Here is a 25,806-nt window from a genome sequence, read left to right on the forward strand (position 1 = left end):
GCTTGAATATTTTTAGCCTCTCCACCGCCCGGCAATCCGCCGCCAGCCCCCTGCACGATGAAGCCCGCGATTGGCTGGTCCTGCTGACCTCGGGCCGCGCCACCGTGGCCGATGCCAAGGCCCTCAAGGCCTGGTGCGCACAAAGCCCGGAACATGCCCAGGCATTCGAGCAGGCCAAGACGCTGTGGCAGCACGTGGCGCCTGCGCTGGAGCACGTCTCGCAACCGCGCAGCTTTGGCCGGCGTGCCTTCCTGGGCGGTGCGATCGCCGCCTCTGCCGCTGTGGTAATGGTTCGCGTCGGCGTACCGGGTGGCTTTGCCGGGCTCACCGCCGATTACCGCACCGAGGTCGGCGAGCAACGCCAAGTCCTGCTGAGCGACGGCATCAGCCTGGAACTCAACACCCAGACCCGCATCAGCCGGGTGGGGCAGGGCATCGAGCTGCTCGAGGGCGAAGTCGAAGTGGTCGCCCACGTGGTACAACCGCTCAAGGTCCAGGCCGGCGAAGGCTGGGTAAGCGCGGCACAGGCGCGCTTCAACCTGCGCAATACCGACTACAACGTGTGCGTCACCTGCATCGAAGGTTCACTTCTGGTGGACATCGCCGGGCGCAGCGTGCGCCTGGACAGCGGCCGGCAGCTCACCTACGGCGCTGCCGGCGTCAGCGACGTGACGACGGTGGACACCCAGGCGGTCGTGGCCTGGCGTGAGCAAGTGCTGGTCTTCAACAACGCCACCCTGGCGACGGTGGTGGATGAAATCAACCGATACCGCCCCGGCATGCTGGTGCTGTTGAATAAGCAACTGGGCCAACGCCGGGTGCAAGCGCGGTTCAGTTTGCAGCAACTGGCGGGTGTGGCGTTGTTGATTCGGGATGCGTACGGGGCCAAGTGTACGGAGTTGCCGGGTGGGGTGGTGTTGTTGAGTTGAAGGCCTTGATTGTTCATCCCGTGCCTCAACAATTGGTTTTCACGCGGGCTGCCGGTTGCGCGCATGGAAAAACTGGCGACAACCTTGAGTGTCAACACAGCGTGGCTTGAGACAGGCCAGCGCGAACGTTGACGGCGGCGGGACGGCCGAGGGGCCGCCCCTACTTCAACGGCCCCACGACCTGCCGGTATTTTTCTACCCCCTGCGGCGTCTGTCGCACCAGGCTGATCTCCAGTCCCACCGGGTCTTCGCGTCGATTCCCGCTCAGCTGCCGCCAGCCTTTTTCTGCTTCCCACACCCGTACCTGCAAGTCACTGACGCCGGTCAGCACCACTACGCCGTCCTTCGCTGCCGGCAGGGGGTAGCGATCCCGCGCCGGGGCGGCGGCGCGATACAGTGCGTCGCCCTTGAGCCACCAACGTACCCGTTGCAGGCCATCGCCTGCCATGGGGGCGCTGCGGATCACGTCGAGGCGAAAGCCTTTGCTGTCGGAGCTGCGCACGGTCACGGCGGCCAGGCCTTCCGTTTGTGCCGTGTCCGGGGGCGTCAGTTCGACACGGGCGCGCAGGCTGATGTCCCGTTGCATCTGGTTCAGCGCGCGCAGCAATACCTCGGTCTGCTCGGTGCTCGCCTGCAAATGCTGATCCGCCCGGGTCACGCTGTCGAGCCCACGCCAGGCGATCAGGCTGACCACCGCCATGAGCATGATCGCCACCATCACTTCGATCAGGGTGAAGCCTTGCTGGGACCTGTTCATGGTTGGCTGACCACGCGCATCAGGCCGGCGGCGTCGCGTTGCAGGCTGAGGCTGTGTTGGCCGTCGGACAGCACCACGCGCAGCGGCGGGTTGATCCATTCGGCGTTGAGCACCAGGGGTTGGCGGGGTTCGATGCTGATGTTCATCGGCGTGCTTTCCCAGAGGCGCGGGCGCAGTTGATCGTCGTTTGTAAACGTTTCGATGCCCTGGCCGTCGTCCCGTTGGCGGTTAAAGCGAAACCCTTTGGCATCCGCGCGCCAGGTGATGGGGCGGCCGTCGGCGTGGGCTTCGGCCTGGGCGACTTGCAGCAGTTGGCTCAAGCGCTCGGCGTCCTTGCGCAGCAGGTGCAACGGGTCGGGTTTGATCGTGAGACTGATGGCGGCGCTGGCGATGCCGATGATCACCAGCACCACCATCAGCTCGATCAGGGTGAAGCCTTGCTGTTTCATCGGTGACCACCTGGAGAACTGGGGAGTGTGTGAAATAAAAGCGTGCGAATTGACCTGTAGGCTGGTGCGACGGACAAACAGGAGGTTCTGCCCATGACATTCATCCCTCGCTTCACCCTGGCCCATGGCGTGCAGGCGCTGGGTATGTTGGCCGCGCTGACGGGCGTGGCGGTATGGACGCCGCTGCTGCTGACCACCGCCGAATCCCACACACCGCCAGCCACGCCCCAGGCACTGGCGGCGCGCAGCGACAACCCGGCGCTGCAGTGGTTTTCCAATGCGCCGACGGCGCTGCAGGTGAAGGTCACGGGGGTGCTGGCAGGCGCGCGAGGGGCGGTGGCGATCCTCAGTCTGAATGACGGCCCGCCACGCAGTTTTCTACTGGGTGAACGGCTCAGCCCCGGCGTGCGGCTGACGGCCATCGAAGGCGACGGCGTGGAGATCGAACGCGGTGGCGAGACGCTGCGCGTCAACCTCGACAAGTTGCCGCAAGGGCCGGCGTTGCCGCTGCTCACTCGGCCATGACCTGGGTTTCCAGGCGCGCCAGGGGCGGGGCTGCGCGACTGGCGTCGAGCACCTGCAGGTTGATCTGAAACACGCGGCCATCGGCGTTGATGGTCTGCTCGCAACGCAGTTTCAGGCGGCCCTGGTCGCATTCGAACGTCTTCTGGCCGCTGCGCAGGTGTCCCTCCAGGCGCAACTCCGCCAGTCGACTCTGGGCCGCCAGCAAGGCGATCGACTTGTCCCGCAGCAGCCCGTTGCTCTGGGTCATCAGCCCGGCCACGCGCACGGCGGCGGCCATGGCCACGGCGATGATCGCCAGCGCCACCAGCACTTCAATCAGGGTAAAACCTTGCTCCTTGCGACGGCCGTACATGGCGCTCTCAAAGCCTGGAAACAGGCCCGCAGACTAGCGCCGGCAGTTGACCGATTGGCGACCGAAACTCCCGAGGATTTTCAATACGACTGACATGTGTTCTTGCAACACTGCGCCACGAATTGCACTCAAGCCAAGGAATGTCGAGATGGATATCGCGCGCCTAACGTCCCCATTGCCAGGCCCTCGCGGGCAGCGTGGCTTCACGTTGATCGAGATTATGGTGGTGGTGGTCATCCTCGGGATCCTGGCGGCCATGGTGGTGCCCAAGGTTCTCGACCGTCCGGACCAGGCGCGGGCCACGGCGGCCAAACAGGACATCGGCGGGTTGATGCAGGCGCTGAAACTCTACCGCCTCGACCACGGCACTTACCCGAGCATGAACCAGGGCTTGAAGGTGCTGGTGGAACGCCCGGCGGATGCGAAGAACAGCACCTGGCGCGCCTACCTGGAACGCTTGCCCAATGACCCGTGGGGCCACCCTTATCACTACCTCAACCCAGGCGCCAATGGCGAGGTGGATGTGTTCTCCCTCGGCGCCGACGGCCAGCCGGATGGCGATGGCGTGAATGCCGATATTGGCTCCTGGCAGCTGTAAGGCGCGCCATGAAAGGGTGTTCGCCCCCAGCGGCGAAGCAGCGCGGCATGGCGATTATCAGCGCCTTGCTGATCGCGGCGGTGGTGGCAGTACTGGCCGGCGCCATGCTCACGCGCCAGACCGTATTCACCCGCAGCCTGGAAGCCGAGCAGTTGCGTATCCAGGGCCAATGGCTATTGGAGGGTGGCCTGGAGCGCAGCCGCCAGCTGCTCTGGGATGCGCGCCAGAAAGACGTGCTGACCCGTCTTGACCAGCCCTGGGCGCTGGTCCAGCGTGGCGCCTTCGAGGGGCGCATCGAGGATGAGCAGGGCAAGTTCAACCTGCGCAACCTGGTCAATCGCCAGCAGGTGGACACCGAACAGTTGCAGCGTTTCGAGCGGCTGTGCCGGCTGATCGGTGTTGACCCGGCGGTGAGTCGGCGCATCAGCCAGCGGGTGATCGCGTCTTATGTAGCGCCGGCCAAGTACCCGATGCTGCGCAACCTGGATGACCTGGGCGGCATCGAAGGCCTCGACCCTGTCGTGTTGCAGCGTATGCAAGCCTATATCAGCGTGCTGCCCGGCCCGACCTGGGTCAACGGCAACACCGCGAGCGCCGAAGTGCTCAGCGCGGTGGTGCCTCAGCTGAGTCTGTCCCAGGCCCATGGGCTGGTGGCCGAGCGTGACAGTGGGCAGTGGTTTATCAACCGTGGGGATTTCGTCAACCGTCTGCACTTGCCCCAGGTGGCGGTGGAGTCGGTGCAGGTGGGCATTACCAGCGAGTGGTTTCGCGTGCAGGGCCAGGCGCGTCGCGAACAACGCCGGGTCGCCCTCGACGCCTTGTTGCACCGTCCAGAAGACCGTCAGCCACGGGTGATCTGGTCGCGGGTGGGTGTATGAAACGCTTGCGCATTGGCCTGCCGCCACTGGATCAATTGAGCGCCGAAAGCCTGGTCAGGTTTGCCTGGCTGGAGCGTGGCGTGGTCGTTGAAGAGGGCTCTCAGAGCCTGGCGCAACTGGGTAAATCGCGCCAGGCGGCAGACTGTTTCCTGCATCCCCGTGACAGCCTGCTCACCAGCCTGGAACTGCCGCCATTGCCGGCGGCGAAGACAGCGGCCGCCGTGGCCTGTGCGGCGCAGGCGCTGATCCTCGGCCCGGTGGAGCAGATGCAGGTGGCCCACGGTCCGCGTGAGAGCGATGGCCGCGTGCAAGTGGCCTGGGTGCCCAAGGCCGGGCTGGAGCGGTTGGCGCAATTGCCACTCAAGTTGCGCGGCCTGTACCCGGCGCCCTATGCCTTGCCGGTGGGCGCAGCGGCGTTGGATGAAGGCTATCTGTTGACACGTGAGAGCCTGCAGCAAGGCGCGGTGCACCCGTTGGGCGTGCAGGCGTTGGAGGTGCCGCTGGTGGAGGCGGCCCAGCGGTGGAGTGGGCCGGTGCCTGCCTGGGGGTTGCACGGTCGCCTCAACCCGTCATCGACTGGCGGCTGGGGCAGGGCGCTGGCCTGTGTGGCGCTGGCCGTGGCCATCTGGACCCTGGGACTCAACCTGTACGCCGCACGCCAGGTGGAAGAAGGCCAGCGACTTAAGGCGTTGATGAGTCAGCAAGTGCGCCAGGCGTTCCCCGAATTGCCGGTGGTGCTCAACCCCTTGCAGCAGGCGCGTCAGCAATTGGCCGCACGCCAGAGCGGCGCGGCGGACGACCCCGGACAACGCTTCACCCGCTTGTTGCAACTGGCGGGCAGCCACCTGCCGTTCATGGTCGGCAGCGTCGACAACGTGAGTTATGAGCAGGGGCGCCTGCACGTCGAGCTATTGGCTGACAGTCGCAACCCGACGGCCGAAGGTGAATGGCAGGCGGCGTTGGCCCAGGCCGGCTTTGCCGCCAGCCGCGATGAGCACGGTTGGAACATCGCCCCGGCGCCGGCGGCGGAAAAGCCAGGGGCCGCTGATGAATAAAATCCAGCGACTGCGCAGCCAGGCCCAGGTGTTCTGGCGTGGCCTGGCCCTGCGCGAGAAGCGCATGCTCGGCGCTGCCGGCCTGGTTTTAGCGAGCCTGTTGACCTGGCTGGTGCTGGTGGCGCCCGCGCTAAAGAAGATCGATTACTGGCAGGCCGAAACCCCCAAGTTGCGTGCCCAGGCCGAAGCCTTGCAGGTGCTGTTGCAGGATGTCGCCGCGCCCCGGCCGGGTAACGAAACCGCACTGCGCCAGGCCCTCGATAGTGCCGGCCTGCGAGGCCACTACCACTTGCAGGCGTTGGCACCTGGTGGCTGGAGCCTGACGTTCGACAACGCCCCGGCCGACGCGGTGGTGGGCTGGCTGCTGGGCAATGCCCGCTCGTTTTCCCTGGAGGTGTCCGAGGCGCGTTTGCAGCGCGCCCTCGACACCGTCGACAACGCGGCCGGCACTGTGTCCGGGACCGTTCGCATGGATCAGGCGCTTGGCGCTAAGGAAGCTTCATGAAGTGGTCAGTCCCCCCGTTTCGTCTGGTCGCGCCGCTGCTGGTGCTGGCCCTGAGTGCGTGCAGCAGCCAGGAGCCAGCCAAGCCGTTACTGGTGGACAGTGAACTCGGCCAACCCCTGGCGGACACCCGCCGCAGCGGCGAAACCTTGCTCGATCGCCAGCGCGAACCGGCACCCAAGCCGCCCGTCCAGCATCGGGTCACCAACAGCGCGCGCGGCCACGCCCCGGCGGCGGTCAAGGCGCGCAACCCGCTGGGCGACCAGCCGGTGCAGCTCAACTTTGTCGATGCCGATATCCAGGCGGTGGTGCGCGCGCTGTCCCGCGCCACGGGCCAGCAATTTTTGGTGGACCCGCGTGTGAAGGGCAACCTTACTTTGGTCAGCGAAGGCCAGGTGCCGGCGCATCAGGCCTACGACATGCTGCTGGCGGCGCTGCGCATGCAGGGCTTCAGCGTGGTCGATGTGGGCGGCGTGGCCCAGGTGGTGCCCGAAGCCGATGCCAAGTTGCTCGGCGGGCCGATCTACAGCGCTGGCAGCAGCGGCATGCAGACCCGCACCTTTCGTCTGCAATATGAAAACGCGGTCAACCTGATCCCGGTGCTGCGCCCCATCGTGTCGCCGAACAACCCGATCAATGCCTACCCCGGCAATAACAGCATCGTGATCACCGACTACGCGGAAAACCTCGCGCGGGTGGCGCAGATCATCAACGGTATCGACACCCCCAGCGCCATCGACACCGACGTAGTGATGGTGCAAAACGGCATTGCCGTGGACATCGCCGCCATGGTCTCCGAGCTGCTGGAAACCCAGGGCGCCGACCAGACCCAGAAGATCAATGTGATCGGCGACCCGCGTTCCAACTCGATCATCATCCGCTCCGGCAGCCCCGAGCGCACCGAGCTGGCCCGCAACCTGATCTACAAGCTCGACAATGCCCAGAGCAACCCCAGCAACATGCACGTGGTGTACCTGCGCAACGCCCAGGCGGGCAAGCTGGCCCAGTCGCTGCGCGGCTTGCTCACCGGCGAAAGTGATTCCGGCGTGAGCGATGACGCACGCGGCAAGCTCAGCGCCATGGGCGGCAATGGCAAGAACAGCCAAGGCACCAGCACTGCGCAAAACAGCAGCGGCACACCCACCGGCAGCGGTGTGCAGTCGGGCTATGGCCAGGCCCCTGGTTCGACGACCAGCCCCAATGGCGCCAACAACGAGAATCAGGACACCGCGTTCAGTGCCGGCGGCGTGACTATCCAGGCGGACGCCACCACCAACACCTTGCTGATCTCCGCACCGGACCCGCTGTACCGCAACCTGCGCGAAGTCATCGACATGCTCGACCAGCGCCGCGCCCAGGTGGTGATCGAGAGCCTGATCGTGGAAGTCGGCGAAGACGATGCCACTGAGTTTGGCGTGCAGTGGCAGGCCGGCAACCTGGGCGGCAAGGGCGGTTTCGGCGGGGTCAACCTGGGCGGTAGCGGGGTGAACAGCACGCCGACCAGCAAGACCAGCATCGACGTTTTGCCCAAGGGCCTGAACGTGGGGCTCGTCAACGGCACGGTGGACATTCCCGGTATTGGCAAGGTACTCGACCTCAAGGTGTTGGCCCGTGCGTTGAAGAGCAAGGGTGGCACCAACGTATTGTCCACGCCCAACCTGCTGACCCTGGATAACGAGGCGGCGAGTATTTTTGTCGGCCAGACCATCCCGTTTGTCACCGGCAGCTACGTGACCGGTGGCGGGGGGACCAGCAATAACCCGTTCCAGACGGTGCAGCGTGAAGAGGTGGGGCTCAAGCTGAATGTGCGGCCGCAGATTTCCGAGGGTGGCACGGTGAAGCTGGATATCTACCAGGAGGTCAGCACCGTAGATGCGCGGGCCTCGGTGGAGGCGGGGACGGTGACCAACAAGCGGGCGATCGATACCAGTATTTTGCTCGATGACGGGCAAATCATGGTGCTTGGTGGGTTGCTGCAGGATGGCTATAGCCAGAGTAATGATGCGGTGCCTTGGTTGTCGGATATTCCGGGGTTGGGGGCGTTGTTTCGCAATGAGAAGCGCAGTGTGAACAAGACCAACCTGATGGTGTTTTTGCGGCCGTACATTATTCGGGACAGTGGGGCGGGGCGTAGTATTACGTTGAATCGGTATGAGTTTATGCGCAGGGCGCAAGGGGGGTTGCAGCCCGAGCATAGTTGGGCGATGCCGGATGTGCAGGCGCCGCAGTTGCCTTCGGTGGAGAAGGCGATTCCTGGGCAGCAGGGGCCGCGGGCGGTGATCAGGGCGGTGCCCGCGCGATGAGTATCTTTCACCGAGTACATATCCGTTGCTGCGGTAACGGCCACTTAGGGTTCCGCTCTTACAGCGGGTCACTTTTGGCAAACGCCCCAAAAGTAACCAAAAGGTCTTCGCCCCACCACTCGGCACCTCGCCTAGGCTCGGTGTGCCCTCACTCCGGCTTTGGAGCGTGGGCCGCCGCGATGGGCCATCCTTGGCCCAGCGCGGCTAACCCGGCGTCCTGCCGGGTTACCCACGCTCCAAAGCCTGCGTTCGGCCAGCGTGGTTTTACGGGGCGCCTAAGATCAAAAGCAAAAGCCAGAGCCAAAGCAAAAGCAGAGCGCGTCGGCCTTAGAGCTGACCGGTATCTGACTGTCGAACTCGGTCAAATGTGGGAGCTGGCTTGCCTGCGAAAGTATCACCTGGGTGTAGCTGACTCACCGAGGTGCCTGCATCGCAGCGATGCGGCAATCCGACAAGCCAGATCCTACAAGACCGCGTATGCCTTTGCTCCACACCACTCAAGCCGGCTGTCAGGCCGCTGTGCTTTTGCTTTTGATCTTGATCTCGCTTTTGATCTCAGGCGCCCCGTCAAACACGCTGGCCGGAATTCGACAGGGATTTGGGGGGTAAACCGGCAGGGATGCCGGTTTAGCCGCCCCGCGCCATGGATGGCGCGTGGCGGCGGCCCCCCAAATCACTGTCGGATTACGGGCACACCGAGCCCAGGCGAGGTGCCGAGTTTTGGGGCAAGAGCGTTTTGCTTACTTTTGCGCTTTTCAAAAGTGAGCCGCTGTAAGAGCGGAACCAATAGCCGCCGTTACCCAAAAAACGGATATGTACACCTAAAAGCGGGTCCAACCCAATGAGCCTATTGCCGTACGCCTGGGCCAAATCCCAACGCATCCTCCTGCGCCCCACCGAAGCAGGCCACCTGCTAACCGTGTGCCCCTCAACCCCCGGCTGGTCCATCAGCGAAGTCCACCGCCAATTCGGCCAAACCCACCTCGAACAGGTCCGCGACGACGAACTCGACGGCCTGCTCACCAGCGCCTACGCCGACACCGGCAGCGCCGCCGCCGTAGTGGGCGCCGCCGAAAACGAAGTCGACCTCGACCGCCTCATGCAAGACATGCCCGAAGTCACCGACCTGCTCGACACCCAGGACGGCGCCCCGGTGATCCGCATGATCAACGCCTTGCTCACCCAGGCCGCCCGCGACGAAGCCAGTGACATCCACATCGAACCCTACGAAACCCACTCCGTCGTGCGCTACCGCGTCGACGGCACCCTGCGTGACGTGGTGTCGCCACGCAAGGCGTTGCATGGCGCACTGGTGTCGCGGATCAAGATCATGGCCCAACTCGATATCGCCGAAAAACGCCTGCCCCAGGACGGTCGCATCGCACTGCGCGTGGCCGGTCGTCCCATCGATATTCGGGTGTCCACCGTGCCCACCGGCCATGGTGAAAGAGTCGTCATGCGCCTGCTGGACAAACAAGCCGGGCGCCTGCAATTGGAGACCCTGGGCATGGAGCCGCAGTTGCTGGCGCGCCTGGACACGTTGATCCGCCAACCCCACGGCATCGTGCTGGTCACCGGGCCCACCGGCAGTGGCAAGACCACCAGCCTGTACGCCGCCTTGGCGCGGCTGGATGCGAGCACCAGCAATATCCTCACCGTCGAGGACCCGGTGGAATACGACCTGCCGGGCATCAGCCAGATCCAGGTCAACGCCAAGATCGACATGACGTTCGGCCTGGCGCTGCGTGCGATTCTGCGCCAGGACCCGGACATCATCATGATCGGTGAGATCCGCGACCTGGAGACCGCACAAATCGCCGTGCAGGCTTCGCTCACCGGGCACTTGGTGCTTGCGACCTTGCACACCAATGACGCGGTGTCGGCGGTCAACCGGCTGATCGACATGGGCGTCGAACCGTTTCTGTTGGCGTCGTCCTTGCTGGGTGTGTTGGCCCAGCGCCTGGTGCGCCGCCTGTGCCCGCACTGCAAGCAGGAGGACCCGGCGGCGCCCGGCACGTGGCGTCCGGTGGGGTGCGCGCAGTGCAACCAGATGGGCTACAGCGGCCGTACCGGGATCCATGAGTTGTTTTGCGTCGATGATGACGTGCGCAGCCTCATTCACCAGGGCGCCAACGAGCAGGACCTGCGCCTGGCCGCCCGGCGTGCCGGGATGTTCAGCATGCGTGAAGACGGCGAGCGCTGGGTGCGCAGCGGCGCCACCGCGCCTGAAGAAATCCTGCGCGTGACACGGGACGCCTGATGAATCGCTATCGCTACGAGGCCGCCGATGCCAGCGGCAAGGTTGAGGCCGGGCACGTGGAGGCCGACAGCCAGAGCGCGGCATTTGCCAGCCTGCGCAGCCGAGGCCTGACGGCGTTGCTGGTGCAAATTGAAGGCAATCAGCAAGCGGCCTCCGGCAGCAGCCTGTTCACCGCCAAACTGTCGGACAACGACCTGGCCTGGGCCACGCGGCAACTGGCAAGCCTGCTGGGTGCGAGCCTGCCATTGGAAGCCGCCTTGAGCGCCACAGTGGAGCAGGCCGAGAAAAAGCATATCGCCCAGACCCTGGCCGCCGTGCGCGCCGATGTGCGCGGAGGCATGCGCTTGGCGGATGCGTTGGCAGCGCGGCCACGGGACTTTCCGTCGATCTACCGCGCGTTGATTGCGGCCGGGGAGGAGTCGGGTGATCTGGCCCAGGTCATGGAGCGGCTGGCCGACTACATCGAGGAGCGTAACAACCTGCGGGGCAAGATCCTCACCGCGTTCATCTACCCCGGCGTGGTGGGGCTGGTGTCCATCGGCATTGTGATTTTCTTGCTGAGCTACGTGGTGCCCCAGGTGGTCAGCGCGTTCTCCCAGGCGCGCCAGGATTTGCCGGGGCTGACCCTGGCAATGCTGAACGCCAGTGACTTTATCCGCGCCTGGGGTTGGCTGTGTTTTGCCGGGATCGTTGGCGGTTTCTGGAGCTGGCGCCTGTATTTGCGCAACCCGGTGGCGCGCTTGAATTGGCACAGCCGTGTATTGGGCCTGCCCCTGATCGGGCGTTTTGTATTGGGCCTGAACACCGCGCGCTTTGCCTCGACCCTGGCGATTCTCGGCGGTGCCGGCGTGCCGCTGTTGCGCGCCCTGGAAGCGGCGCGGCAAACCCTGTCCAACGACCGCCTGAGCCAATGCGTCAACGACGCCACCGCCAAAGTGCGCGAAGGCGTCAACCTGGCCCCGGCGCTGGCGGTGGAAAAAGTCTTCCCGCCGGTGCTGATCCACCTGATCGCCAGCGGCGAAAAAACCGGCTCGCTCCCGCCGATGCTGGAGCGCGCGGCGCAAACGCTGTCGCGGGATATCGAACGCCGCGCCATGGGCATGACCGCGTTGCTGGAGCCGTTGATGATCGTGGTGATGGGCGCCGTGGTGCTGGTAATCGTCATGGCGGTGCTGTTGCCGATCATCGAGATCAACCAACTGGTCACCTGATTACACCCTTTCACCCTGAAGGAGCTGGCTGGCCAGCGATAGCGATAGGTCAGCCGACACAGATAGAACTGACCCACCGCTATCGCTGGCCAGCCGGCTCCTGCAAATCGATATTTTTTCGGCAGTGTTTTGTGCGTGGCCCCGAACCTCGGGTTCCTCATTCCGTCACATCCCGACGTCCCACGGCGCTTGCAGCCCATTGCGCTGAAACCTCGCTGTCACCTGTGCCCAAACCGCTCAAAACGATGACCAAAACACCCGAGAATCTTTTTAAAAATCAAGGTGTTCCTCCCGAGGTTTTTTCCTACAACCGTCATCGGAAACTGCGAATTTCTCTCCCATGGTTTTCACCCCCGGCCACCCCCGGAAGACGGCTTGGGACCGAAGCCATGGCGTCATGCAAGAGCCATCTACCCCAACGTACAAACACGACGAAAGGAGATTCTTCATGTTTAAGCGCAACGTTCTCGCGGTATCCATGACCCTCGCTGCCCTGTGCTCGGCACAGGCTGCAATGGCTGACATCAACGGCGGCGGTGCAACCCTGCCACAACCGCTGTATCAGACTGCCGGCGTACTCACTGCCGGCTTCGCCCCTTACATCGGCGTGGGCAGCGGCAACGGCAAAGCGGCTTTCCTGACCAACGACTACACCAAGTTCGTGGCCGGCGTGACCAACAAGAACGTGCACTGGGCAGGCAGCGATTCCAAGCTGACCTCGGCTGAGCTGTCGACCTACGCTTCCACCAAACAAGCTGCCTGGGGCAAGCTGATCCAGGTGCCATCGGTTGCCACCTCGGTTGCCATCCCGTTCAACAAAAGCGGTACTGCAGCGGTTGACCTGAGCGTCAAAGAGCTGTGCGGTGTGTTCTCCGGCCGTATCACTAACTGGTCGGGCATCTCCGGCTCTGGCCGTACCGGCCCGATCACCGTGGTTTATCGCAGCGAAAGCAGCGGCACTACCGAGCTGTTCACCCGCTTCCTGAATGCCAAGTGCACCACTGAGCCTGGCACCTTCGCTGTCACCACCACCTTCGCCAACAGCTACAGCCTGGGCCTGACGCCGTTGGTTGGCGCCGTTGCCGCCACTGGCAGCCAAGGCGTGATGACCGCCCTGAACGCCGCTCAAGGCCGCATCACCTACATGAGCCCTGACTACGCCGCAACCACCCTGGAAGGTCTGGACGACGCCACCAAAGTCGCTCGCGTCGGTAAAGACGTCGCCAACGGCATCGAAGGTGTATCGCCAGCGCCAGGCAACGTGTCGGATGCCATCGCACTGGTTCCAGCCCCTAACGATCCTAGCGCTCCACTGGACATCACCCAACCGGACAACTGGGTGCCAGTGTTCGGTAAAGACGGTGTGGCCGGCGTTCAGCCTTACCCGACTTCGGGCTACCCGATCCTTGGTTTCACCAACCTGATCTTCAGCCAGTGCTACGCCAACGCTGGCCAGACTACCCAGGTGCGTGACTTCTTCACCAAGCACTTCGGCGAAACCGCCAACAACGACGACGCCATCTCGGCCAACCGTTTCGTACCGCTGCCCGCTAACTGGAAAGCCGCCATCACCGACACGTTTGTAACGTCCACCAGCGCCCTGAGCATTGGCAAGACCAACGTCTGCAACGGCATCGGTCGTCCGCTGTAACCCAAGCTACCCAAGACCCGCACCACCTGATCAGCAACGGCCTGTGCCGTTGCTGATTTTTTTGCGTTACCAGCCGCATGTGAACTTTCCATGACAGAAGTTCAGTCGCGCCCCTTGCCAACCGCCTAACCCTCATACGTGAGCTTGTCTTGCCCCTGGGCTAACACCAAGAAGGAAGATTCCAGATGGTCCGCTGCAAATCACCGGTTAACCTCAAAGCCCCAGAGACAATCCTGCGCCTCAAACCACTGGCCCAGGCCATTGCGTTGTTGATGGTAGCGGGGAATGCCCAGGCGGCCACGGCGTTCAGTTCCGGCTGGTTTGCCGACAAAGGCGCGTCCCAGGCGGCCACGGCGGCGCGTACCGGTGCAGGCCAGGTGCCGGGGATTCCTTCGTTGAACCAACAGGCGCGCGTCAAGCAGCAGTTGTCGCGCTCCATCAGCACCTTGAACACCAGTGTCGCGGCGATTGCGGCCCAGCAGGCGGCGCAAGCAGCGGGGCGCCAGGCGGCGTTCGGCCAGGTCTCGAACGTTCCCGATGGCTTGGGCAAGGGCGGCCTGCAGGTCGATAACAGCCTCACCCAGGGCTGGACCAACGCCAAGGGCCCGACCCAGAGCCAGTCCGGTGGCAAGACCACGGTGACCATCGAGCAGACCGCCGACAAGGCGATCCTCAACTGGGAGACCTTCAACGTCGGGCGCAACACCACCGTGGATTTCCAGCAGCAGTCCAGCTGGGCGGTGCTTAACCGCGTCAACGATCCGAATGCGCGGCCCAGCGAGATTCAGGGCCAGATCAACGGCGCCGGTACGGTGATGATCATGAACCGCAACGGCGTGGTGTTCAGCGGCACCAGCCAGGTGAATGTGCGTAACCTGGTGGCCGCAGCGGCGAACATCACCGACGAGCAGTTCACCCAGCGCGGTATCTACGTTGACGCCAACGGCACCCAGCCGACCTTTACCGATGCCGCCGGCAAGGTGCAGGTACAGCGTGGCGCCGTGATCCAGACCCACAACCCGGCCACGTCCACGGATGCCGGCGGTTACGCCTTGCTGTTGGGCGCCGAAGTGGACAACGCCGGCACCCTCATGACCGCCAAGGGCCAGACGACCTTGGCGGCGGGTGACAGCTTCTACATCCGCAAGGGCGTCGGCACCACCGGCAACGACCGCTCCACCACGCGCGGCAATGAAGTGGCGACCAGCCTCAACGCCGGCAGCAGTGCCGGCAAGGTCACCAACAGCGGCCTGATCATGGCCTCCACCGGCGACATCACCCTGACCGGGCACCAGGTGCAGCAAAACGGCGTAGCCCTGGCCAGTACGTCGGTGGACACGCGCGGCACCCTTCATTTGCTCAACGCTGCCACCGACACCACCGGCAGCGTGACCCTGGGCGAGGGCAGCACCACCGCGATCCTGCTGGACGCCAGTGGCAGCACCGCCCTCAACGGCCAGAAAGACAACGGCCTGATCAAGCTCGATGGCACGCCGGCCAACCTGATCACCGGCCCGTTCAACAACCTCAGCACCGTGGCCGACCGTACCGACCAGTCGCGGATCGAGATCGTCAGCGGCGGCACCGTGGACTTCCAGAAAGGCTCGATCACCCTGGCCACCGGCGGCCAGGTGGCGGTCAGCGCGACGGGGCGCAGCCTGGTGCGCGATGGCGCGATGATCGACGTGTCAGGCGCGGTCGGCGTCAAGGTGTCGATGGAATCCAACAACATCAAGATCAACGTGCAGGGCAACGAGCAGCGCGATGCGCCGGTCAACCGGGACGGCGGGCAACTGATCAACAACGATGTGTGGGTAGACCTGCGCGAGCTGGTGTTTGTACCGGCGGGCACCAACGGCTATGCGACGGATCGCTGGTACACCGCCGGCGGCTTGCTGGAAGTTGGCGGTTACCTCGGCACCCAGGGGCACACGGTCGGTGAATGGATGGCCCAGGGCGGCACCGTGACCTTTACCGGCAACGATGTGGTGACCCAGAAGGGCGCGCAGATCAAACTGTCCGGCGGTACCGTGGACGTGCAAGCCGGCTACATCCAGCAAACCTGGCTCAAGGGTCCCAATGGCCGCTTGTATGAACTCTCCAAGGCGCCGGGCGACATCCTCTATTCGGGGTTCTACAAAGGCTATGAAGACAACAGCGCGCGCTGGGGCCAGACCGAGTACTACTACAACCCGCTGATTGCACCGCAGCGCCGGTATGAGGCCGGTTACACCGTGGGCCGCGATGCCGGCAAACTGGTAATCGGCACCACCAGCGCGGTGCTGGAAGGCCAGTTGATCAGCGATGTATTCCAGGGCGATCGCCAGACCCAGGCGCCAAGTATCAACCTCGACGGTTACCAGCAATCCAAGAAGGCCATGGCCCAGCGGGCGCAATTGATCATTGGTCAGTACATTCCGATCTACAACAAGACCACCGGCACCCTGCGCTACGCCCTGAGTGGCGCCACCGACCACGTGCTGATCGACAGCAACACGCAGAACATTGCTGATGGCCTGGACCTCACCACAGCACTGCCGGCGGATCGCCAAGGCAAGATGGTGCTCGACAGTGACCCACTCAATGGCTACCAACTGGGCGCGATCAAGGTGGGCGCCACACAGCAGATCACCGTCAATGGCGCGCTCAAGGTGGCGGACGGCGGCGATATCACCCTGTTCGGGCCTGGGGTCACTCTCAATGCGAACCTGACGGCCCACGGCGGCAGTATCAACGCCGGCAACCTGCTCAGCCAGGTCAACCCGCTTAAAGCCGGGGCCGTTGAGGATGCAATTGCAGCGGGGGCGGGCACGGTCAACGTCGCCAGCGGCGTCAAGCTGGATGCCAGCGGGCGCTGGAACAACCTGCCACTGAACCCTTCCGACACCAGCGGCCTGGCCTATGTCAACGGCGGCAAGGTATCGCTGCGCGGCACCGGCAATGTGAGCCTGGCGCAGGGCAGTGTGGTGGATGCATCTTCTGGGGCCACCCTCGGCGTGGACGGCAAGCTCATCGGCGGCAAGGGCGGCGACGTGACCCTGGGGGCGCTCGGTGCGTTGGCGCTGGACGGTGAGATTCGTGGCTATGGCGTCACGGGCGGCGGCACCCTGGCATTGCAGGCGCGCAAGGTGCAGATCGGCGACAGCGGCACGGCGCCCGCCGCCGATACCCTGAAACTGGCGGGGGATTTTTTCAACAAGGGCTTCTCGGCGTACGACATCACCGGCAACGAAGGGCTGCTGGTCACGGACGGTACCCAGGTGGATGTCACCACGCCCGTCTACCGATTGGGCGAGCAGACGTCGGCCACGCCAACGGGCAGCGACCCGGCGACGGCCCTGGAGCGCTGGACCCCGGCGCTTTACCAGGAAGACGCTGCCAAGGGTGTGCTGACCCAGCGCCGTGGCGCCAGCCTGGCGCTGACTGCCGGCCATCGCGATTCGACGGCCGCCGAACTGGCCACCACGGCCCTGACAGTGGGCAAGGGCGCCGTGATCAACGTCGACCCCGGCCAGGGCATCAACCTGCGCAGCGTCGGCCAATTGACCCTGAACGGCACCCTCAATGCCTGGGGGGGCAGCGTCAGCCTTGGCGGCTTGACGGTCCAGGCGTCCGAGGCGGTCAACGCCATTGGCCATGGCCGCTCGATCTGGGTGGGCGAGAACGCGCTGATCGACGTCGCATCGCGGGCGGTCACGGCGGTGAACAATCGTGGCGGTGTCTACGGCCAGGTGCGTAACGGCGGCAAGATCAGCATCGGTGGCGACATCGACCTGGCGACCGGCATTGCCAAGGCCAGCGACCTGTTTGTAGTGGTGCGCGACGGCGCGCGCCTGGACGCGTCCGGTACCCAGGCGGCGTTGGATGTGCCAGGCCAGGGTCGGGTACAGGTGGCAAGCAATGGCGGCAGCATCAGTTTTGCCTCCAATAACGGCCTGTACCTGGATGGCAGCTTTGTCGCCCGCGCTGGTGGCGCCGGTGCGGCGGGCGGTAGTTTGTCCCTGGCCCTGGAAAGCCCGTACTACGCCAAGAACGCAGTCACCGACCGCGTGCTCAAGCTGCGCGAACTGCTGCTGAGCCAGACCCACCAGGGCAGTGCATTGCCGGACACCGCCGACGCGGCGGCCGCCAGCCTGGAATATGGTCATGGTCGCCTTGGCGTCGACCAGGTCAACGCGGGCGGGTTCGACAACCTCGCCGTGTTGAGCAACGGCCTGTTGGGTTTTGACGGTGACGTGTCGCTGCACATGGGCCAAAGCCTGCGCCTGTACAGCGGCGCCATGGGCCTCACGGAACAGGCGGCGGACAATTCCCGTATCAACCTGTCGGCGCCGTACCTGCTGTTGGCGGGCATCCTTGAACCGCTGGAGGCCAAGGACCAGTACCTGCACCCGGTATTGACCACCGGCATGTCGCAACGCGCCAGCCAGGCGCTGTTTGCCGCCAGCGGTAACCTGATCGATGTGCGCGGCAACGTGCTGTTCGGCAACAACAGCAACCTGCCGCTGAGCGACACCAGCCTGGTGAATGTCGACCGTCGTGGTTTCGATGATGTGCAACTGACCAGCCAGGGCGACCTGCGCTTCCTGGCCGGCGCCGGGGCGGACGTGATCGCCGAAGGCATCAGCACTCAACTGATGACGCGCGGTGACATGACCCTGCGCGCGGCGCAGCTGTACCCGGCTACCGAAGTCGGGGCACGGGTGCTGGCAGGCTTCCTGGATAATCAAGACGTCGACACCGGCTTCACCTACGACCCGACGCGCACCCTGACCATTGCTCGCACCGGTAACAGCAATGCGGCCATGCCGTACTCGGTGTTTGGCCGCCTTCAATTGGGCGGCCCCACCATCAAGCAGGGCGGTGTGGTCCGCGCGCCGCTGGGGCTGATTGAAATCGGCAGGCTGGGTTCCACCCGCGTGGAATTGCTGCCCGGCAGCCTCACTTCGGTGAGCGGCAAGGGCCTGGTGCTGCCGTACGGCGGGACCGTGGACGGCCAGATCTACAAATACAACGGCAAAACCGTGACGTTCATTGGCCAGGGCGGTGCGAACAACGCCGGCAACCTGTTGGTTGGCGTGACGTTGGGCGGGCAGTCCGTGGCCGTGCTGCCGGACGCGACCCTGGATCTGTCGGGCGGTGGGGAATTGCTGGGGGCCGGCTTTATTTCCGGGCGCGGCGGTTCCACGGATGCGCGTTACAACCCATTGGTGCAATTCGGTGCGAACGGCGGTTTTGTCCTGCCGGGGCTGGGTACCAACCCGGTCTACGCGATTGTGCCGGGCGTGCAACCGGGCTATGCCCCGGTGGCGCCGGAGGGGGGCGCGGTCGACCCGCTGATCGGCCAGCAAATCACCATCGGCGCCGGTGTGCCGGGGCTGGCGGCAGGCACCTATACCCTGATGCCCTCCACGTATGCCCTGATGCCGGGGGCGTTCCGGGTGGAAATCAACGGGCTCGCCGCAGGGGCAAGCGACGGTTCGGCGCAGGCGATGCGCAATGGCTCCTGGTCCACGGCGGGGCGGTTGTCGATTGCCAACACGGGTATCGCCAACAGCCTCAACAGCCAAGTGATCCTGACCTCCGCCGATACGTTGCGCCGTTACTCGCAGTACAACGAGACCGGCTACGCGCAATTTGCTGTAGCGGATGCCGCCCGGCTCGGCGTACCTCGGGCATTGCTGCCGGTGGACGCCAAGACCTTGCAATTGGTGCTGCGTTCGGGCGCGGGTGAGGACGCCTTCTCGTTCCAGGGCATCGGGCGCTTTGAGGCGGCTGCCGGCGGTTACGGCGGCAGCGTTTCCGTGAGGAACTCAAGCAGCGTCGACACCGACATTGAAATCGTCGGGGCAGGGCGCGGTGTCACCAGTGGTTTCAATGGTGTCACCCTGAATGCGGACAGCCTCAATGCGCTGGGCGCTTCGCGCTTGCTGGTCGGTGGGATGACGGTGGTCAACTATGGCCAGGGCGGTAACTACATCAACCTGGCGGCTGGCACCACGGGTGCGCTGATTCTTCGCGATGGCGCAACCCTGGCGGCGCCGGAAGTGTTCCTGGTTGCTTCCACCGGCAGTATCGTGGTGGAGCAAGGCGCTTCGATCAACACCATCGGGCGCGGCAAGGTCGGTTATGACGCACGTGACGGTTTTGTCTACAACATGGCCAACGTGTTGGCGGTGTCCAACGGCCTGCTCAACGTCGTCGCCGCCAAGCAATCGGAAGTGGGCCAAGGCATCCAGATAGGTGTGTGCAACAGCGCGCCGTGCAGTGGGCCAACAGCCTTGTATTCGGAAGGCACCATCGCCGTCTTGACCGACAGCACCCTGCAAATGGGCGACCAGGTGCGCTACGGCACCCGCCATCTCAACCTGGGTCTGAGCAGCATCAACGTCGGCAGCCCCGAGGCGCTCGCTGCCGCCGCCGCGGCCAACCGTCTGCCCGCGGGCCTGACCCTGACTCAAGCCGTACTCGACCGCCTGCTGCGCGGCGACACTCAATTCGGCGCTCCTGGCCTGGAAACCCTGCAATTGTCGGCGCGGGACAGCTTCAACTTCTACGGCACCACCACCCTGGACACTTATGACGTGGTGACCGGCAAGTCCCTGCTCAATAACCTGATGCTCTCCACGCCAGCCGTCTACGGCGCTGGCGGTGCCAATGACGTGGCGACCATTCATACCGCCAACCTGATCTGGCAGGGCGCCGAAGCAGCGCCTGGCACCGTGGTGGCGGGGGGGGCGGGCACCGGTAGCGGGCGCCTGGATATCAACGCCGAGCGCATTGAATTCGGGTATGGCGAGTTCGCCCAGGCGAGCACCACCGCCAGCCTCAACCGCTTGGCCCTGGGGTTTGCCAACGTCAACCTGAAGGCCAGCGACCGCATCACCGCGAACCATAAGGGCAGCCTTTCGGTGTACCAGAGCCAGGGCGCCTACGACGCCATCAAGGGCTTTGCCTACAGTGGCGGGAACCTGAGTATCCTGACGCCGCTGATGACCGGCGCAGCGGGTTCGGTGAATAAAATCACCGCCGGGAGCGCCATCGATATCAGCGCGTCGGGCGGCCCGGTGGGCAAGGTCGACGGCCTTGGCGGCGAGTTGTCGCTGCAGGGCGACAGCCTGCGCTTGGCGAGTGCGGTGGTCCTGCCCAGCGGCAAGGTCACCCTCGGTGCCCGTGGTGATGTGGTGTTGACCGACGCCGCGTTGGTTGATGTGTCCGGCCACGCGATCGCGTTCAACGACCTGACCCAATACAGCGCAGGCGGTGAGGTGCTGCTGGAAAGTCGCGAAGGGGATGTGCGGCAGAGTGCGGGCTCCACCATCGACCTGTCGGCACAGTACAACCAGGCCGGCAAACTGCGCGCCGTCGCGGTGGGCGGTGCGGCGGGTAGCGTCGACCTGGCGGGCAAGGTCCTTGCCGGCAGCAGCGGAGACTACGACGCCGGTGGCACGCGGGTGCCGTACCTGGCCGGTGCGGTGGAAATACAGGCCCAGCACCTGGGCGGCAGCGGTAGCCTCAGCGACCAGTTCGCGGCGCTCAACCAGCGCCTCAACCAGGGGCAGGTCTTTGGTGCGCGCAGCTTCCAGCTCAAGCAGGGCGACCTGATCATCGGCAGCGACGTCAAGGCCAACACCGTCAACGTCTCGGTCGACAACGGCAGTCTGCGCGTGACGGGCCGGGTGGATGCCAGCGGCGAGCGCGTCGGCAGCATCAACCTGGCAGGCAAGAACGGCCTGACCCTGGACGGCAGCGCCGTACTCGACGCCCACGGCACGCAGTTGCGCGTGGACAGCTACGGCAAGATCATCGACTCGCCCAACCGCGCTATCGTGATGCTCGGGTCCGGCACCGGCCAACTGACCCTGGCCGATGGCGTGCACATCGACCTGCGCCATGGCACCGACGCCACCGGCAACGATGGGCGCAACCGTGGCACGCTGGAGCTGAATGCGCCGCGACTGGGCAGCAATGACATTGCCATCGACGCCAGTGGGCGCCTGACAATCGAGGGCGCGCGCTCCATCGCCCTTAACGGCATGGTCACGTATGACGATGCCCCGGCCAAGACCGATGCGACAGCCAGTGGCAGGCCGTACCAGGAAATCACCCAGGCCTACCTGGATCAGAAACACGCGCTGAGCACGGCGTTCATCAATGCGGCACTGCTCAACAATGACCTGGTGCAAAACAAATTGGCCGGCCTGAACAACGCCACCTACGGCGACACGTTCCACCTGCGTCCGGGCGTCGAGATCATCAGCAAAACCCCTGACGGCGACCTGGTCGTCCAGGGTGATCTGGACCTGTCCGGCTATCGCTACGCCAGTCTCAAGTCGCCGACTCACGCAGTGACCGAAGCCGGCAGCCTGACCCTGCGCGCCGGTGGCGACCTGAACATCTACGGCAGTATCAACGACGGCTTCGCCGCGCCCGCGGCCTCCAATGATGACAATGGCTGGGTACTGCGCGCCGGCATCGATTTCACCGGCGGTACCGTGGTGGTGCCAGGCAACGGCGTGACGCTGGCGGACGGCACGACATTCCCCGCTGGCGTGACGCTGAATTTCGACGTGACGATCAAGGCTCGCAGCTTGCCTGCCGGTACTCGGTTACCGACGGCGGTGACCCTCAATGCGGCGTTGACACTGCCTGCCGGCACGGTCTTGGCGGGTGCGGTACGCGATGCCGCAGGCAACGTAATACACCCGGCCGGCACACGCCTGACCGAACCTCTGGACTTGGCGAACGGCAGCATCCTGGACGCGGGCAACGTGCTGGTGAGTCTCACCAGTGTGCGGATCATGACCTGGCCTGCGGGCGTGCCATTGCCCGGCAAGCTGGGCACTACTGGCACGGTCATTCTCAGTGGCACCAAACTGCTGCCCCGTGGCGCGTTGTTGCCGGTGGGCACCAACGTCAAGTTGCCGGGCAACGCCACTTCGGTGCAATTGCGCGTGCCGGGGGCGAATGGGCAAGGCAAGTCGTGGGCGGCGGCGCCGATGCTGCCCGACGGTTCCCAAGCCTGGTCGATGCGCCTGCTGGCGGGTGCCGACACCCAGGCGGCCGACAGCCGTGCGCTGCAGTCGCAACCGCAGGCCGGTAATCTGCGCCTGGCCGACAGCCATTACGGCGTCTACGGCCCGAGCAAGATCGTTGGCGGCAGCACGCGCTTCAGCGTGATCCGTACCGGCGCGGCGGACTTGGAACTGCTGGCCGCAGGCAACTTGAGCATGGAGTCGCTGTTCGGTGTCTACACCGCTGGCACTTCTGCCGCCGCAACACCGGGTAGCCCTGCCGGCGCCTGGTACCCAGAGAACGGCGGCAATTTGCTGGTGAAGGCGGGTGGCAATCTCACCGGCAACGTCACCAGCAAGGCGGGGAGCGGTGCCGGGCGCCCGGTAACCTTGGATATTGGCCAGGATTCGACCAACGTCGGCAATTGGCTGTGGCGCCAGGGCAACGGCTTGAGCGGCAGCCAGGCACAAGGCACTGCCTGGTGGATCAACTTCGGCTCATTCGCGCCTGTACCGGGCGCCGCCGACCAGATGGTGGGCTTTACCGGGTTCGGAACATTGGGCGGTGGCAACCTGAATGTCGACGTCGGGGGGGACGCGGGCATTATCGCGCCGCTGGCTGCCGGCTACGTGGCACGCAATGTCAGCCCCCGCAGCACAGGCTTGGTGCTGGCGGTCGGCAGCACCGGCCGGGTCGCGGCGGATGGCAGCCTGCAACTTACCGGCGGCGGCGATATGAACGTTCGGGTCGGTGGGGCGGTAAACCCTGGCAGCCAAATCGTTCTGGGGCAGCTTAACGGTGCGGTGGTGGACCTGCGCGGGCACGTTCAACTGACCGGCGGCAGCCTCGGTAGCCTGGCGTTGCGTTACGGCTCGCGAGCGGTGGATCACAGCCCCAGCGAGGTCCGCGCCTATGATGCGATGCGCTCGACGTCTGCGAGCGCGGCGGGTGGTTGGAGCCTGTTGCCGGGCGACGCGACCTTCAGCGTCTCCACCCGTGGAGACCTGGTGCTGCAGGAAGTGGCCGACCCTGGTCGCGCACCGCAGATGAACCTGTGGGCCTACCAGGAAGACGGGGTCACGGGTGTCGGGCAGACCTGGTTCAGCCTGTGGACCGATCGCACGGCCATCGACCTCTTTTCAGCCGGTGGCAACCTCACGCCGTTGACCCAGGCGGTGGAAACCGACATGGCGGCGGTCTATCCCGCGACTTTGCGTGCCGTGGCCGCCAGCGGCAGCTTGTATTACGGCAGTGCCTCCACCAACAACCCGGAGACGCCGCAGCCACTCAAGTCGATGGTCTTGGCGCCATCGGCCAAGGGGCAACTGCAATTGCTGGCGGCGGACTCGATCTACGGCGGCGACCTGATCATCAGCCGCTCCAGCGCAGCGCCGGACAGCCTGGCGACTGTCTTCAAGCCAGCCGTCCAAGGGTTTATCGGTGGGGTTCGGGTGGAGGGCAGCGGCACTGTTTCTGCCGATGGCAACCTGGCCCGCCTGGGCAATGCCCTCCCGTTGTTTGCTTTTGGTCCCAACACCGCCAGCACGGCGTGGGGCAATAGCCTGGAACCCGCACGCTTCTATGCCCTGACGGGCGATCTGCTGGGGGTCAGCAGTGGGCGCACTATCACCTTGACCGGCGCCGATGACCCGCGTCTGGGCCAGACCTACTACGAAGGCGCGGGCGCGGTGTGGATGCGTGCGGGCCGAGACATCGTCAGCAGTGGTACAGGCTTGAGCGGTGCCAGCGGCGGTGACTTCGCGACGGGGCAGTACACCCTCGCCGGCAACCTGTTCGTGCACAAAGGCGCCACCGATGTCTCCATCGTCAGTGCCGGTCGCGACATCCTCTACAGCAGCTTCAACGTCGCCGGTCCCGGCAACCTGGAAATCACCGCCGGCCACAATATCCTGATGGACGACAGGGTCGGCATTACCAGCCTGGGTGCCGTGGCGGCGGGCGACACGCGCCTCGGCGCCAGTATCGTGATGCAAGCCGGCGTCGGCCCCAATGGCCCGGATTACCTGCGTTTTGTCCAGGCCTACCTCAACCCGGTCAACCTGGCGCAACCCGGCGAGTCGATCCAGGGCGGCAAGGTCGCCAAGACCTACGAAAACGAGCTGGTCGGCTGGCTCGCCGAGCGCTTCGGTTTCATCGGCAGCCCCGAGCAGGCCCGCACCTACTACGCGGCGTTGCCCGCCGAGCAACAACGGGTGTTCGCCCGTGACGTGTACTTCGCCGAGCTCAAGGCCGCTGGCCGCGAGTACAACAGGGACGGCGGCGTGCGTGAGGGCAGTTATGTGCGGGGGCGTGCGGCCATCGCGGCGCTGTTCCCGGACAAGGACGTGGCCGGCAACCCGATCAGCTACAAAGGCGATATCACCCTGTTCGGCGGCGCCGGGGTGCACACCAACTTCGGTGGCTCGATCCAGATGCTCACCCCAGGCGGCAGCCAGACCTTCGGCATCGAAGGCGCGGCGCCACCGTCGACGGCGGGTGTGATCACCCAGGGCGCGGGGGATATCCAACTGTATTCCCTGGGCAGCATTTTGCTCGGCCAGAGCCGCATCATGACCACCTTTGGCGGCTCGATCATGGGCTGGACCAGCGAAGGCGACATCAACGCCGGCCGTGGCTCCAAGACCACCGTGGTGTATACGCCGCCCAAGCGTGTCTATGACAACTGGGGCAACGTCGGCCTGTCGCCGTCGGTGCCAAGTACTGGCGCGGGGATCGCCACGCTCAACCCGATTCCGGAAGTGCCGGCCGGGGACATCGATCTCATCGCGCCGCTGGGCACCATCGACGCGGGCGAGGCGGGCATTCGTGTGTCGGGCAACGTCAACATCGCAGCCTTGCGCGTGGTGAACGCAGCGAACATCCAGACCCAGGGCAAGTCGTCCGGGGTGCCGGTCTCCGCCACCGTCAACACCGGCGCCATGAGTTCGGCCAGTGCGGCCGGGGCGGCGGCGTCCCAGGCGGCGGAAGACGCAGCGCGCAGTCAGCAGGCGGCGGCCAAGCAAGGTCGGCCTTCGATCATGACGGTCGAGGTATTGAGCCTGGGCAGCGAGCCATTGCCACGGGAGCCGGAACCGGCGCAGAAAACCTCTGGCTACAACCCTGACAGCCCGGTGCAAGTGCTGGGCGCGGGGCCGCTGAGCGAGCAGGCGCGGGCGCGGTTGACGGATGAGGAGCGTAAGCAGATCAGCTTGTAAGGCTTGGGAAAGGACCTCTCGATGTACCGTTCGGGGCGATCAATGATCGCCCCTTTTTTTGGGGCATTGCTCGATCCGATGTGGGAGCTGGCTTGCCGGCATTCCC

At 64.9% G+C, this 25,806-nt stretch carries 14 protein-coding genes; 11 read left to right on the plus strand and 3 right to left on the minus strand.

What is annotated here, in order from left to right:
• Nucleotides 1-2 precede the first annotated feature (2 nt).
• A complete protein-coding gene (locus tag KHP07_RS05535) occupies nt 3-929 on the plus strand; it encodes a FecR family protein (RefSeq protein WP_214496749.1) in 927 nt (308 codons plus the stop codon).
• 160 nt (nt 930-1,089) lie between these two features.
• On the opposite strand, the gene KHP07_RS05540 is transcribed toward KHP07_RS05535, so the two are convergent.
• Both KHP07_RS05540 and gspH read right to left on the minus strand, forming a co-directional pair.
• On the minus strand, nt 1,090-1,686 hold the full coding sequence (locus tag KHP07_RS05540) for a type II secretion system protein GspJ (RefSeq protein WP_078049053.1): 597 nt from the start codon (nt 1,684-1,686) through the stop codon (nt 1,090-1,092).
• Nucleotides 1,683-2,135 carry a type II secretion system minor pseudopilin GspH gene (gspH, locus tag KHP07_RS05545; protein ID WP_214496750.1) on the minus strand — a complete coding sequence of 151 codons (453 nt, stop codon included), beginning with the start codon at nt 2,133-2,135 and terminating at the stop codon, nt 1,683-1,685. The genes KHP07_RS05540 and gspH overlap by 4 nt, the downstream gene beginning before the upstream one ends.
• A 93-nt stretch (nt 2,136-2,228) precedes the next feature.
• Between gspH and KHP07_RS05550 the strand changes: the two genes are divergently transcribed.
• The gene (locus KHP07_RS05550; protein ID WP_078049051.1) at nt 2,229-2,660 is read left to right on the plus strand and encodes a type II secretion system protein N; all 432 of its coding nucleotides are present in this window, start codon (nt 2,229-2,231) and stop codon (nt 2,658-2,660) included.
• Here KHP07_RS05550 and gspI read toward each other — a convergent pair.
• Nucleotides 2,647-3,012, minus strand: a complete 366-nt coding sequence (gene gspI / locus KHP07_RS05555; RefSeq protein ID WP_099491841.1) for a type II secretion system minor pseudopilin GspI — start codon at nt 3,010-3,012, stop codon at nt 2,647-2,649. The genes KHP07_RS05550 and gspI overlap by 14 nt on opposite strands.
• Before the next feature lie 148 nt (nt 3,013-3,160).
• On the opposite strand from gspI, the gene gspG reads away from it, so the two are divergent.
• The 9 genes from gspG to KHP07_RS05600 all read left to right on the plus strand — a co-directional run bounded on the left by gspG (nt 3,161) and on the right by KHP07_RS05600 (nt 25,700).
• A complete protein-coding gene (gene gspG / locus KHP07_RS05560; protein ID WP_099491840.1) occupies nt 3,161-3,610 on the plus strand; it encodes a type II secretion system major pseudopilin GspG in 450 nt (149 codons plus the stop codon).
• Between the two features lie 8 nt (nt 3,611-3,618).
• A complete protein-coding gene (gspK, locus tag KHP07_RS05565; RefSeq protein ID WP_158235485.1) occupies nt 3,619-4,488 on the plus strand; it encodes a type II secretion system minor pseudopilin GspK in 870 nt (289 codons plus the stop codon).
• Nucleotides 4,485-5,543 (plus strand): type II secretion system protein GspL, encoded by a 1,059-nt coding sequence (gene gspL / locus KHP07_RS05570; protein ID WP_214496751.1) that lies wholly within the window; start codon nt 4,485-4,487, stop codon nt 5,541-5,543. Before gspK ends, gspL begins: the two co-directional genes overlap by 4 nt.
• Complete coding sequence (locus KHP07_RS05575; protein WP_078049046.1) at nt 5,536-6,048, plus strand: type II secretion system protein M; 513 nt, start codon at nt 5,536-5,538, stop codon at nt 6,046-6,048. Before gspL ends, KHP07_RS05575 begins: the two co-directional genes overlap by 8 nt.
• Nucleotides 6,045-8,348 (plus strand): type II secretion system secretin GspD, encoded by a 2,304-nt coding sequence (gspD, locus tag KHP07_RS05580; RefSeq protein WP_100490392.1) that lies wholly within the window; start codon nt 6,045-6,047, stop codon nt 8,346-8,348. Before KHP07_RS05575 ends, gspD begins: the two co-directional genes overlap by 4 nt.
• A gap of 841 nt (nt 8,349-9,189) precedes the next feature.
• Entirely contained in the window at nt 9,190-10,608 is a 1,419-nt protein-coding gene (gene gspE, locus KHP07_RS05585; protein ID WP_078049044.1) for a type II secretion system ATPase GspE, read from the plus strand.
• Nucleotides 10,608-11,819, plus strand: coding sequence for a type II secretion system inner membrane protein GspF (gene gspF / locus KHP07_RS05590; protein ID WP_078049043.1), 1,212 nt, complete (start codon nt 10,608-10,610; stop codon nt 11,817-11,819). The genes gspE and gspF overlap by 1 nt, the downstream gene beginning before the upstream one ends.
• 448 nt (nt 11,820-12,267) lie before the next feature.
• Complete coding sequence (locus KHP07_RS05595; protein WP_099491835.1) at nt 12,268-13,470, plus strand: substrate-binding domain-containing protein; 1,203 nt, start codon at nt 12,268-12,270, stop codon at nt 13,468-13,470.
• Nucleotides 13,471-13,655: 185 nt separating this feature from the next.
• Nucleotides 13,656-25,700 carry a filamentous hemagglutinin family protein gene (locus KHP07_RS05600; RefSeq protein WP_214496752.1) on the plus strand — a complete coding sequence of 4,015 codons (12,045 nt, stop codon included), beginning with the start codon at nt 13,656-13,658 and terminating at the stop codon, nt 25,698-25,700.
• Nucleotides 25,701-25,806: the final 106 nt, after the last annotated feature.

The organism is Pseudomonas sp. VS40 (assembly GCF_018587885.1).
GTDB classification, from domain to species: Bacteria; Pseudomonadota; Gammaproteobacteria; order Pseudomonadales; family Pseudomonadaceae; genus Aquipseudomonas; species Aquipseudomonas pergaminensis.

Bases quoted from the DNA above. Each gene is read 5' to 3' on its own strand.
- KHP07_RS05600 (WP_214496752.1), top strand. From the start codon at position 13,656: ATGGTCCGCTGCAAATCACCGGTTAACCTCAAAGCCCCAGAGACAATC.
- gspI (WP_099491841.1), bottom strand. From the start codon at position 3,012: ATGTACGGCCGTCGCAAGGAGCAAGGTTTTACCCTGATTGAAGTGCTG.
- gspH (WP_214496750.1), bottom strand. From the start codon at position 2,135: ATGAAACAGCAAGGCTTCACCCTGATCGAGCTGATGGTGGTGCTGGTG.
- gspL (WP_214496751.1), top strand. From the start codon at position 4,485: ATGAAACGCTTGCGCATTGGCCTGCCGCCACTGGATCAATTGAGCGCC.
- KHP07_RS05595 (WP_099491835.1), top strand. From the start codon at position 12,268: ATGTTTAAGCGCAACGTTCTCGCGGTATCCATGACCCTCGCTGCCCTG.
- gspF (WP_078049043.1), top strand. From the start codon at position 10,608: ATGAATCGCTATCGCTACGAGGCCGCCGATGCCAGCGGCAAGGTTGAG.
- gspG (WP_099491840.1), top strand. From the start codon at position 3,161: ATGGATATCGCGCGCCTAACGTCCCCATTGCCAGGCCCTCGCGGGCAG.
- gspK (WP_158235485.1), top strand. From the start codon at position 3,619: ATGAAAGGGTGTTCGCCCCCAGCGGCGAAGCAGCGCGGCATGGCGATT.
- KHP07_RS05550 (WP_078049051.1), top strand. From the start codon at position 2,229: ATGACATTCATCCCTCGCTTCACCCTGGCCCATGGCGTGCAGGCGCTG.
- gspE (WP_078049044.1), top strand. From the start codon at position 9,190: ATGAGCCTATTGCCGTACGCCTGGGCCAAATCCCAACGCATCCTCCTG.
- KHP07_RS05575 (WP_078049046.1), top strand. From the start codon at position 5,536: ATGAATAAAATCCAGCGACTGCGCAGCCAGGCCCAGGTGTTCTGGCGT.
- gspD (WP_100490392.1), top strand. From the start codon at position 6,045: ATGAAGTGGTCAGTCCCCCCGTTTCGTCTGGTCGCGCCGCTGCTGGTG.
- KHP07_RS05540 (WP_078049053.1), bottom strand. From the start codon at position 1,686: ATGAACAGGTCCCAGCAAGGCTTCACCCTGATCGAAGTGATGGTGGCG.